Here is an 11,470-nt window from a genome sequence, read left to right as displayed (position 1 = left end):
GGTAAGCGAAGCGCATGCTTTAGTAAGCGCAGCGAATCAATTGGCGACTCAAACTTTCCCGATAACAGCAGCGACTTGTCAGATGGCCAGATAGGGGTGAACCCGAGGCTTTTAGGAGCAGCGCTCCTGTCGGGTGAACGATTCACCATGGATGGTGAAGCTGGGTGCACTACCAAGGATGGGTCGAAACTGAGTTTTGTATTAAACGCCTTCGAAGAACCTGATCGGCGTGCGATTTACAGGGATGTTTCCTCACGCCGGTATGACAAAAAAGGCGCGGCGGTTAGCGGATTAGAAAGTTTGTTGGAGCAAGAGACTTTTTGGTTACTTTGTCGTCTTTTGAAAAAGTGACTGGCTGACCACGGATGGTCTGTCATACCCAGCATGGATGCTGCTAAGCGAAGCGCATGTAGTAGTGACCGCAGACCATAAGTAAGCAAAGCGCATGCAGTAGTGGCCGAAAGCCATGAATAAGCGTAGCGCATGTGTTATTTCCGACTCAAGTATCCCCGAGCATCGAAGGCTAACGCTGGATTAATTGCATGGATGCAATTCAAGTGAAAGCCGCGCAGGGAGCGCGTTTTCACGGCCAGCGTTAATCAAGACGCACAGGGAATAGAGACTTGCTGGAGGCGGCTTCTTTCTGGTGACTCTTTCTTAGCTGTTGAAGAAAGAGTTACTCGAACCTCATGGATGAGGTTTGAAACCCAGCATGGATGCTGGTAAGCGAAGCGCATGTTTTAGTGAGCGCAGCTCATAAGTGCACGGAGTGCATGCTCTGTGGTCGAAGGCCATTGTAAGCGAAGCACATGCTTTAGTGAGCGCAGCTCATAAGTGCACGGAGTGCATGCTATAATAAGCACAAATTACATTTGTACTTCAGTGCTAACACGGTACTTCATTCCGTTTAATTCAAGCAAAGACAAACCTCTGTCAGCTTGATCTGCCGCCATTTTCCCCCACCCCGAATCAGCATGCTTTTGGGCCACGGCGTAATAATGCAAAGCCCGTTGCACACGAAGCTTAGTGTTGCGATCAGTCAAATCGTACTGACTATCTTCTAGCTTAGCAGCAAGCTGCTTCAGCTCGAAAGGTATAGACGAATTAACAACAGCAGAGCCTGAAGTGGAAACAGTTTCATCAGCTTGAGCACTTAGTAGAAAACCACCGGCGGCTAACGTTATAACTGTGGTCAATGACAATAAGGTTTTCATGGTTTCTCTCTTCATGTTAGTAGGTTAAACAAAGCTAATGCCTTGTTACTAAAACAGTATTTGCAATATCAGTACCTTCGATGCGCTAAAAAAGGCTGAAAGAGAAAAGCAAATTAAAAACTGTTTTAAATCATAAAGATAAAAAGAATAAACGACTGCATCACTGCTTATTACACCTACAATCAACGATTAATAGGCCTGTATCTTCCTGAAAGATTTAGAGATTTTTACACGCTTCAATGAAAAACTATCTACTTGAAGCTGACCAACCCTAAATCGAGCGGAATGATAACATGCGTAAAATTGATTAACGATTAGACAATATATGTAGAAACCTTAGAAAAAAGACCAAGCGCTCGCGGGACAGCTTAGTCAACTAGCTCTATGCCTAATGAAGCTAGCAACCCTAGCGCCTCTATTCGAGAAAAGCGTGCTTTCTCAACGCGGTTTTGCGTAACGTCTATCTGGTACCCATGGGCTTGGCTAAAATCTGTTTTTGTTAAATCACTTTGATGAAAACGTGTGTGAGCAAGCTCGCTACCGCGAAAACTAGCCTTAACTAGACTTGCTTGGGTAAAGTCAACGTCATGTATTTTGCAATCAATAAAATGTGCAGCACCTAATGAGAGCGCAAAAAACGAACCCGAGTTAAGAAGGCAGCCTTTGAATTTAGGAGGGTTACCTAAATTGCTTTGCCAATCGGCTTGCGTCCAATCTACGCCTAATAATTTGCAATTGCTAAACACTGCACTGTGCAACTGGCTGTTATTCAAACTAAGCAGAGAAAAATCACAGTTGATGAATTCACATTCATCAAACATGCAAAACCGCCACTGTCCTTGGCTTAAATCAAGTCCTTCAAAGCGGCATTGTTCAAAACGCAAGCTATTCCAACAAGGTTGGCTCGCCAAATCGTGCTGAAGGTCAATGTCACTATCAAAATATTCGTTTTCCATCACTGTGTTTGTCCTGTTGGCGTGAGTCTATTGTCCAAAGCCTTGTGAGACAGGGCGTTTCTCATTGAATTGCTGCGCCGTCAGTAATTGAAAAAATTCGTCTACGTCTTGCCCTGTATCCACCTCATCTGCAAACCACGGATGCAGCTTGAGTAATATACTGATGTGATTAATCGTGTCGCTGTATAAGCGCGTTTGCACTGGTCGGCCAGCGGTTCGCATCGCATCGGCGAGTTGCTGTTGATTAAACTCGCCCACGGCGCTATCCCCTGCCCCATGTAATAGCAGCATCGGCGGCTCATCACCATTAACATGACTGGTCGATTTCATCGCGTCGAAATTATCTTTACCAAAGGTGGCAATGTATTGGGCTGAATCTGGAGTAAACGTATAGGGGCCAGCAATACCAGCAAAACCGCTTATGTCGGCCACAGAAAGTCCTACGTCAGCCAAGTAGTGGTTATCTGTCATCAAAAGCGCACCTGTGTGCGCGCCAGCTGAATGTCCAGCGAGATAAATTTGTTGGGGATTACCGTTATAGCGGGAAATATTCTCTTTAACCCAAGCGAGCGCTTGCGCGCCGTCTTCAACAAACGCAGGAAAGCGCCCTTGGGGATATTTCACGTAATCAGGGATAACAACCGTATAGCCTCGCTCTACAAAAGCCTGCGCCACAAAGTAATAAAGACTTTTGTTTCCCCAACTCCACCCGCCGCCATGAATAAACACAATCACTGGGGCCATTGGGTGGGTAGGGTCACTTGGGTAGACATCCAGCATTTGCCAGCTTTCCTCCCCAAAAGAAATGTCAGTATTGACAGCGGTAGGTTTTAAAATCCGCATAGCATTATTGAGTATCATTAAGCCCGTGCTGCGGCTGTCTTTATACAAACAAACCCCAAGCCAAATAGCCAGCCCAATTATCAGAGTCAGTAGCACCACTAATATTTTTCGCATCTTGTTATTATTTTTGATTGACCTGCATCGAGTATAAAGACAATTTTGCTGTTGAAAACTCAAAACCACAGAATACAAATAAAAAGCCCCCTAACAACGCAAATTGTTAGGGGGCTTGTTAATCATTTTTAGGTTAAGCATTTAACCAAATTATTTGAGTATTTCAACCAATTCGCTTAAGTCTTTTACGACATAATCAGGCTTTTGCGCTAACGGATAAAGCGCCTTACCTGGGCGTGCCACAAAGGCAGTTTGTAACCCTGCGGCTTTAGCTCCGGCTACATCCCAACCATGAGCAGCCACCATTAAGGCTTCCTCTGGTTTGATGTTTAATTGTTCAAGTGCCCACGCATAAGCGCGAAGGTCTGGTTTGTAAACTTTGATATCTTCAATACTCATGCGCTTGTCAAAATAGTCGGTTAAACCGGCATTTTTAAACTGAGTCTCAACCCCTTTATTTGACGAATTGGTCAGGCTAACCAGTTTGAAGCCTTGTTCTTTAAGCGCTTTTAGACCCGCTTTTACATCTGGATGAGCAGGGAGCGACAACAAAGGAGTTTTAATTGCTGTCACAGCTTGTTCTTCGGTGATCTCAATATCGTTATTTTGGGCAACCATCATCAGTGCCGCCACGCCGATTTTACCGAAGTCCTGATAATCACCAGTGACGGTAGTGACTAGAGAATGATGTAGCATCGTGGAAAACCACAATGTTGTAAGCTCTTCCTGACCATCTAGCGCCTCACCAATAGAAGTGCGCATGGTTTCTAAATCAAGTAGCGTTTCATTCACATCGAAAATAATTACTTTTGGCTTAGGGGCTGCTTGAGCCATAAAATTTGCTCCTAATAACGAGAAAAAAAGAAAAGTTAGAGATAATAATCGCGTTCGTTTTGCTAAATGCATAAATAGTTGCTCTGGTTAGTTATCAAGTGTAGTTAGAATTTTCACGACCTCAGACGGCTCAGCACGTTTGGTATAATCTTCAGATACACACGCGTAAACAATTTCGCCGCTTTGGTTAATTACGTACGTCGCTGGCATGGGTAAATTGAAGGTATCATCACCATTGGTTGCTGGCAGATCCACGCCGGAATTTTTATACACCGGACGTAATCGCTCATCTAAGCTGTAAACCAAACCATAATCGTTGCTTACATTATTCCCCACATCGGAAAGCACCGCATAGGAGAGTTCGTTCTTGTCTTTGGTGGTTAACGAGTTATCTGGCGTTTCAGGGGATATCGCCACCAGCTGCGAGCCCAACTCTTCAATACGCTCAAGTACTTCTTCGAATGCCCGTAGCTCGTAATTACAGTATGGGCACCACCCGCCGCGATAAAAATTCAACACCACAGGGCCATGGGCAAGCATTTCAGCTAAGGTAACCAATTCACCATGAACATTAGGCAAACTAAAGTCAGGCGCATAGTCACCCACCTGAAGTGCGTCATTAGCCAGCCCTGCCGCCATTAATTCGTGAGTCGTTGATGCCATCAACTCCAAAATTTCTTTGGGGGCTGAAGCATTTTTTTGTTTATCGTATTCGGCAATTTGTGCCTGTAGCGACATCGTCGTCTCCTAATTCAAAAGTAGTGAATTTTTACAAATATGGAGTAAATATGGGGTTAGATAAAATAAAACCTAGAAGGCAAAACTAAAAGCATGGTTTAATAATTTCGAATCATAAAAGCAGTAGTAAACTTCATGTACACAATCAATGAGTTAGAAACATTCATCGCCATTGTAGAAAACAAAGGTGTGGTATCAGCAGCCAGTGCGTTGAACATCTCTCCCGCTACGGTAAGCCACAGGTTATCAAAGTTGGAGCGCATTTTAGGTACAGTATTAGTATACCGAGACAGCCGTAACGTGCGCCCTTCTGCTGAAGGTGAAGAGTTCTACCAGCGCGTGGGCGATATTTTGGCCGCCTTACATGATGCTGAGTTTGCTATCGGCGCCAGAGACAGTGCTATCAGTGGTCGCTTGAGGGTGACTTTACCCCCTTGGATTTTTTCAATTTTTATTCTGCCTAAGTTGGCTCAGTTTGAGCAACAATACCCAGACATAGTGCTCGATTTTTTAGTGACCGATCAATTTGTCAACGTAGTGGATGACGCTCAAGACGTCGCTATTCGAGTAGGTACCCTCGCCAGTTCAGGCCTGTTGGCGCGTAAAATAGTCAACAACAAACGGATTTTGTGTGCATCACCACATTACCTTAAGCAGCACCCGCCCATTACCGATATTGAATCATTGAGCACACATCGCTTTGTTGCCTTACCGTGGCAAAAACAACTTAAACTGCTACAAAACGACGGCAATGTGTTCTCCTTTAACAGTAATACTCGATTTACCATTTCTAACTCGGATAACATGACCCAAGCCTTACGTGCGGGTCACGGTATCGGTATCAAATCAGAAATTGCCATCAAGCAATGTATCGCAAGTGGCGAATTGGTGGAGGTATTACCCAATGTACTCGCTTCACCTGAGGCGCCAGTATGGTTCTTGCGCCCGCAGAACAGTCTCGCCACACGTAAAGCTGAAGCCTTCTATGATTTTGTTAAACAAGCCTTTAGCCACTGCTAATATTGCTTAAACACCTTACTGCAGGCAAAAAAATACCAAGCACTGCGTCTTGGTATTTCGGTTTTTATCATGCTTAAATCAGCGCCTTTAATAAAGCAGGCTGTAAACCTTACGGCGATACTGAGACTTAAGCGGCTCGCCGTCTGGCAAAGCGTTGATCATATCCAGCATGAGTTTTTTAGCATCTTCAAAGTTTATATCTTTGAGTAGCACAGAATGCATCAGACTCAACGCCTCTTCTAATTGATTGGCTTGGCGCATTTGCACCGCTAACTTTACTTTAAGCGCTAAATTGTCTGGGTCGTTTTCCAGTGCTTGCTGCAAGGCTATAATTTCTGGTGACTCAGCTGCCTGTTCGGCCAATTCAATTTTGCCCAAAATCGCACGGTAGTATCCGTCTTGGTCCACCAAGCCTATGGTTGCAAGCAGCTCTTTAGCTTGATTCACCTGCCCGACTTCGACTTGGCAATCCGCCAATAGTAACTTTATGTCTGCTCGGTTCGGATCAAGATCAAACGCTTGTTTAACCAGCGTAAAGGCTTCTTGGTAGTTTGCTTGTTCGGCCATAGCAGTCGCTTGGGCAAATAATTCGTCTTCAGGCTTAGGCAAATGCTTATCTAGCATGGCTTGAATATTTGCTTCGCTTTCGACTCCGGCAAAACCATCTACTGGCTGGCCGTCCTTGATAAGCATTACCGTAGGCAAGTTTTGCACACCAAATTGCGCGGTGATATCCGGCTGCGCCTGGCAATCCACCCGCGCATGCAATAAGTTCTCGCCCTGCTTGCTGGCAATCGTTTGTAACACAGGCGCTAACTGCTCACTGGGCTCGTAGCCTTGCGCCCAGAATTCAACCATAACGAGTTTGTTGGCTGATTCTTGCAATATCACTTGCTGAAAGTTTTCTATGCTAATGTCTACGCTATTATGCATGTTAAATCTCTTATGCTGTTGATGTACAAAGGGTGGGGTCGTTTGTGCCAAACTCAAGCGGCGAATTATTGTTGAGGCAACCGAAAAAATGGTAATTGTCGCCAATTGGACAATTCGCTGAACTGCACCCGTGCTAACGTCCTATTTTATTAGAACATATAATGAAGTGGAAACCACATGACGCAGAAATATCAGAGCTTTGCCGACTTCTATCCTTATTATTTGAGTGAGCATCAAAATAGCGCCTGTCGTCGTTTGCACTTTGTGGGGTCCACGCTGATTATTTTCACTCTCTTTTACGCTCTGTTCACGGGACAATTGGTGTACTTGTGGTTATTGCCTATTTTAGGTTACGGCTTCGCTTGGGTTGGGCATTTCTTTTTCGAACACAATAAGCCTGCAACGTTTACGTATCCGTTTTATAGTTTCTTAGGGGATTGGGTCATGTATAAAGATATTCTCACCGGCAAGATTAAATTTTAAAAAAGCGCCTTATCCCCACTATTAGTAAGGTTTGTATGTAACAAACCTTGCCATCTTCACTACAATTAATTTACACATCAGCTTAAATAATACCCTGCGTTTCCGCACAGTCCCTGTGATTTGCCTTGTTCTATAAGTGTCAAGCCCAAAACGTCAAAAAAACTAACAATTTGTTCAAAATATAGCCTTTTCAAGACTGTAAAAAAACCGTAAACTTGCCGCCCTTTTTTGCAAACCGGACAGTTTTTGCGCGATTTCGCGTTTTGAATTATGCAGATTGGTCCTTACAAGCTTGAAAACAATTTGATTCTGGCGCCCATGGCAGGCGTAACAGACAGGCCTTTTCGGCAATTATGCAAACGCATGGGTGCCGGCTTGGTAGTGTCTGAAATGCTGTCGTCTAATCCTGACGTGTGGCGATCAAATAAATCTAAGCAGCGTATGGATCATGTTGGTGAAAAAGGGATTCGCGCGGTTCAGATTGCTGGCGCCGATCCATTATTAATGGCTCAGGCGGCTCAGTTTAACGTGGATAACGGCGCTCAAATTGTTGATATCAACATGGGGTGCCCGGCAAAAAAAGTAAATAAGAAGTTGGCGGGTTCGGCACTACTGCAAGATCCACAATTGGTTGAGCAAATCGTTCAATCTGTGGTCGAAGCAGTGCAGGTACCGGTAACGTTGAAAATACGCACAGGTTGGAATACGGATAATCGCAACGGGGTGCAGATTGCAAAGATCGCCGAACAAAACGGCATTCAATCTTTAGCAGTTCATGGTCGCACCCGGGCCTGTATGTACAAAGGCAACGCTGAGTACGACACCATTAAAGCCATTAAACAGGCTGTGTCGATACCCGTCGTTGCCAATGGTGATATTACCTGCGTGCACAGTGCAAAACACGTGTTGGAGTACACCAAAGCAGATGCGTTGATGATAGGTCGAGGAGCTCAAGGTAACCCTTGGATTTTTCGCCAAATTCAACACTTTCTGCAAACTGGCGAAATACTACCCTCGCCCCCGCTAAGTGAAGTGCGTGATGTTTTACTCTCGCATGTGGCTAATGTTCACCAATTTTACGGTGAATTAAAGGGAGCGCGGATTGCCCGCAAGCATGTGGGTTGGTATTTAGCGGAACATGACCGTGAGCGGCGGTTCCGAGCCAAGTTCAATGGGATTGACGATGCTGCAGAGCAACTCGATACATTGGCACATTATTTTGACCACTTGGCAGGCGAACCTACGAGTCACCTCGTATCACCTGCTGCCTAACGATGACTAACTAAAGAGCAAGATTGTATATGTTCGAGCAAAATGTAACTTCTCCTTTTACCACTACGGTAACGACTCCTTCACAAACGCAGGCGCAAAAGCCTTTACGTGACTCTGTAAAACAAGCTGTGAATAAGTACCTTAAGCAACTAGACAACACAGATATTGAAAACTTGTATGAACTAGTAATGGCCGAAGTTGAAGCGCCAATGTTAGAAGAAATCATGACCTTCACTCGCGGCAACCAAACCCGCGCGTCAATCATGTTAGGCATCAACCGTGGTACGCTACGTAAGAAGCTTAAACAGTACGGCATGAACTAAGAAAAAAATTGAAAGAGCACCCTAGGGTGCTCTTTTTGTATGCGCTATACTGCACGCCCCTGGCATCATTGTTAATCCCTTTTTAGAAGATAAACACACTATGACGACTCAAAAACCTATTCGCCGCGCTTTACTTAGCGTATCTGACAAAACTGGCATCGTTGAATTTGCCACTTTCTTAGCCGAGCAAGGCGTTGAGCTTTTATCTACCGGCGGTACAGCGAAATTATTAGCGGATAGTGGTCTAACCGTTACTGAAGCGTCTGCTTACACTGGGCACCCTGAAATTATGGATGGGCGCGTGAAAACCCTTCACCCTAAGATTCATGGCGGTATTCTTGCTCGTCGTGGCCAAGACGAAGCCGTAATGGCTGAAAACAACATTCAACCTATCGATTTGGTTGTGGTTAACTTGTATCCCTTCGCGGCAACGGTAGCCAATGATGATTGCAGCCTTGAAGATGCGATTGAAAACATTGATATCGGTGGCCCAACTATGGTTCGCGCGGCAGCTAAAAACCATAACGATGTAACGATCGTGGTCAACGCAAAAGACTACGCGCGCGTGATTGAACAAATGCAAGCCAACAATGGTTCTGTGAAGGCGAGCACCCGCTTTGACTTAGCGATTGCAGCATTTGAACACACTGCTGAGTACGACGGTATGATCGCCAACTACTTCGGTGCGATGATAGAATCCGAAGAGCATGGTGATGACTGCGCAGACGACTGCGAGCATGTTCATAGCGCTTTCCCTCGTACTTTTAATGTACAAATGAGCAAGAAACAAGATTTACGCTACGGTGAAAACAGCCACCAAGAGGCTGCGTTCTACGTAGAAAACAACATACAAGAAGCGTCAGTTGCCACCGCAACTCAGTTGCAAGGTAAAGCGTTGTCTTTCAACAATATCGCAGATACCGACTCTGCATTAGAGTGCGTAAAAGAATTTGCTGAGCCAGCATGCGTTATCGTCAAACATGCTAACCCATGTGGTGTAGCACTAGGCGAGAATATCCTTGAAGCGTATAACCGCGCATATCAGACAGATCCAACTTCAGCATTTGGCGGCATTATTGCGTTTAACCGCGAGTTAGATGGCCCAACGGCGCAAGCAATTGTTGACCGTCAATTCGTGGAGGTCATTATTGCCCCTACCGTTAGCGACGAAGCAATTGCAATCGTTGCAGCGAAAAAGAACGTGCGTTTATTGGCCTGTGGCGATTGGCAAGGTCAGTTAACCGAAGGTTACGACTTTAAACGTGTCAATGGTGGTTTATTAGTGCAAGAGCGCGATTTTGGAATGGTCGATATGGAAGATCTGACCGTGGTCAGTAAAGTTCAGCCCACAGAGCAACAGCTAAAAGACCTAATGTTTACCTGGAAAGTTGCCAAGTACGTTAAATCTAACGCAATTGTGTACTGCAAGGACAGTATGACAATCGGTGTGGGCGCTGGGCAAATGAGCCGAGTTTACTCTGCGAAAATCGCCGGTATTAAAGCCGCAGATGAAGGCTTACAAGTGGAAGGCTCTGTGATGGCCTCTGATGCGTTCTTCCCATTCCGTGACGGCATCGATGCCGCAGCCGCTGCTGGTATCAGTGCTGTCATACAGCCTGGCGGTTCAATGCGTGATAACGAAGTGATTGCTGCCGCTGATGAACATGGTATTGCTATGGTCTTCACTGGAATGCGCCACTTCCGTCATTAATCACCAAATGCAGCCAGTCAAGCACGATATTTTTGACATCCTGCTTGGCTGTCTCGCGTAGACTTACGTTGCGGATTTACAGCAGATGTTATTCAGTGTTGTATAAAAAAACGCTACACTACTTTGGTCTAATGACCCATTATAGGATTTGCTCATGTTTAAACGTGCTACTCAGTTAATTTGTTCCGTTGCCTTGTTAGCGTCACCTTTTGTTCAAGCCGATGCACTGATTGATGCCTTAGCTGATGAAGGACGCCCTACTGAACAAAGATTGCGAGACGAATACCGTCACCCTCAACAAACATTGCGTTTCTTCGAAGTACAAGAAGATATGGCCGTGGCTGAAATATCTCCAGGCGGTGGATGGTACAGCAATATTCTGGCTCCGTTACTCAAAGAGAAAGGCCAGTTTTATGCAGCGCATTTCTACGTTGATGAAAACACTAACGAGTTTTACAAAAAATCTCGTGAACAGTTTGAACAAAAAGTCACTGCCCTTAAAAGCTATCAGAACGTTAAGGTCACTACTTTTCACCCAATGAAAGCCACTGATTTTGCCCCTGCTGAATCCCTTGACCGTGTGCTCACTTTTCGCAATATTCACAACTGGTATATGCAAGACGGTGATGAAGGCGTAGAGAACGCATTTAAAGCCTTTTACAAAGCGCTAAAGGTCGGCGGTGTGCTTGGCGTGGTTGAGCACAGCTTACGTGAGTCTCAAAGCAGTGCTTTACAGCAAAGTTCGGGTTATATGAAACAGTCTTACGTTATCGCATTAGCCGAAAAAGCCGGCTTTACCCTAGCTGGCAAAAGTGACATCAATGCCAATAAACTAGACAGCGGTGAACATGAAAAAGGCGTGTGGACCCTTCCCCCGAGCTTACGCCTAGGTGAAAAAGACCAAGCTAAGTATCTGAGAATTGGCGAGAGTAATCGCATGACGTTAAAGTTCGTAAAGTAACTTAACCGTTCAGGCTAACGATTAGCCCCTAGAAACGCCGCCTTACTGAGCGGCGTTTTAATAAATAG

The 11,470-nt window shown here is 45.1% G+C and carries 13 protein-coding genes; 7 read left to right on the top strand and 6 right to left on the bottom strand.

Annotated elements, in window-relative coordinates:
• Positions 1 to 351, top strand: a 351-nt coding sequence (locus tag GCHA_RS23110; protein WP_039991875.1) for a hypothetical protein, incomplete at its 5' end; no start/stop codon positions are given.
• A 515-nt stretch (positions 352 to 866) separates the two neighbouring features.
• Here the strand turns inward: GCHA_RS23110 and GCHA_RS00335 are convergent.
• The 5 genes from GCHA_RS00335 to GCHA_RS00315 all read right to left on the bottom strand — a co-directional run bounded on the left by GCHA_RS00335 (position 867) and on the right by GCHA_RS00315 (position 4,699).
• Complete coding sequence (locus GCHA_RS00335) at positions 867 to 1,214, bottom strand: hypothetical protein (RefSeq protein WP_007983900.1); 348 nt, start codon at positions 1,212 to 1,214, stop codon at positions 867 to 869.
• Between the two features lie 368 nt (positions 1,215 to 1,582).
• Positions 1,583 to 2,170 (bottom strand): pentapeptide repeat-containing protein, encoded by a 588-nt coding sequence (locus tag GCHA_RS00330; RefSeq protein ID WP_007983897.1) that lies wholly within the window; start codon positions 2,168 to 2,170, stop codon positions 1,583 to 1,585.
• 27 nt (positions 2,171 to 2,197) lie between these two features.
• Complete coding sequence (locus GCHA_RS00325) at positions 2,198 to 3,127, bottom strand: alpha/beta hydrolase (RefSeq protein WP_007983895.1); 930 nt, start codon at positions 3,125 to 3,127, stop codon at positions 2,198 to 2,200.
• A 150-nt stretch (positions 3,128 to 3,277) separates the two neighbouring features.
• The gene (locus GCHA_RS00320) at positions 3,278 to 3,961 is read right to left on the bottom strand and encodes a haloacid dehalogenase type II (protein WP_007983893.1); all 684 of its coding nucleotides are present in this window, start codon (positions 3,959 to 3,961) and stop codon (positions 3,278 to 3,280) included.
• A gap of 87 nt (positions 3,962 to 4,048) precedes the next feature.
• Entirely contained in the window at positions 4,049 to 4,699 is a 651-nt protein-coding gene (locus tag GCHA_RS00315) for a peroxiredoxin-like family protein (RefSeq protein ID WP_007983891.1), read from the bottom strand.
• Positions 4,700 to 4,834: 135 nt separating this feature from the next.
• Between GCHA_RS00315 and GCHA_RS00310 the strand changes: the two genes are divergently transcribed.
• On the top strand, positions 4,835 to 5,719 hold the full coding sequence (locus GCHA_RS00310; RefSeq protein WP_007983888.1) for a LysR family transcriptional regulator: 885 nt from the start codon (positions 4,835 to 4,837) through the stop codon (positions 5,717 to 5,719).
• An 87-nt stretch (positions 5,720 to 5,806) separates the two neighbouring features.
• Here GCHA_RS00310 and GCHA_RS00305 read toward each other — a convergent pair whose 3' ends face one another.
• Positions 5,807 to 6,652, bottom strand: a complete 846-nt coding sequence (locus GCHA_RS00305) for a tetratricopeptide repeat protein (protein WP_007983886.1) — start codon at positions 6,650 to 6,652, stop codon at positions 5,807 to 5,809.
• Between the two features lie 177 nt (positions 6,653 to 6,829).
• Between GCHA_RS00305 and GCHA_RS00300 the strand changes: the two genes are divergently transcribed.
• From GCHA_RS00300 to GCHA_RS00280, 5 genes are all read left to right on the top strand, one after another.
• Positions 6,830 to 7,135: an Mpo1-like protein gene (locus GCHA_RS00300; RefSeq protein WP_007983884.1), complete on the top strand. Its 306-nt coding sequence runs from the start codon at positions 6,830 to 6,832 to the stop codon at positions 7,133 to 7,135.
• 270 nt (positions 7,136 to 7,405) lie between these two features.
• On the top strand, positions 7,406 to 8,407 hold the full coding sequence (dusB, locus tag GCHA_RS00295) for a tRNA dihydrouridine synthase DusB (protein WP_007983882.1): 1,002 nt from the start codon (positions 7,406 to 7,408) through the stop codon (positions 8,405 to 8,407).
• A 29-nt stretch (positions 8,408 to 8,436) separates the two neighbouring features.
• The gene (gene fis, locus GCHA_RS00290) at positions 8,437 to 8,730 is read left to right on the top strand and encodes a DNA-binding transcriptional regulator Fis (RefSeq protein ID WP_006991173.1); all 294 of its coding nucleotides are present in this window, start codon (positions 8,437 to 8,439) and stop codon (positions 8,728 to 8,730) included.
• A gap of 100 nt (positions 8,731 to 8,830) precedes the next feature.
• Positions 8,831 to 10,441, top strand: coding sequence for a bifunctional phosphoribosylaminoimidazolecarboxamide formyltransferase/IMP cyclohydrolase (purH, locus tag GCHA_RS00285; RefSeq protein ID WP_007983874.1), 1,611 nt, complete (start codon positions 8,831 to 8,833; stop codon positions 10,439 to 10,441).
• 154 nt (positions 10,442 to 10,595) lie between these two features.
• Positions 10,596 to 11,402, top strand: coding sequence for a class I SAM-dependent methyltransferase (locus GCHA_RS00280; protein ID WP_007983872.1), 807 nt, complete (start codon positions 10,596 to 10,598; stop codon positions 11,400 to 11,402).
• The last annotated feature ends 68 nt before the right edge of the window (positions 11,403 to 11,470 follow it).

Source organism: Paraglaciecola chathamensis S18K6 (genome assembly GCA_000314955.1).
GTDB lineage: Bacteria > Pseudomonadota > Gammaproteobacteria > Enterobacterales > Alteromonadaceae > Paraglaciecola > Paraglaciecola chathamensis.
Note: the sequence above shows the minus strand (reverse complement) of the source record. Positions and strands in the feature narration are given on the sequence as shown.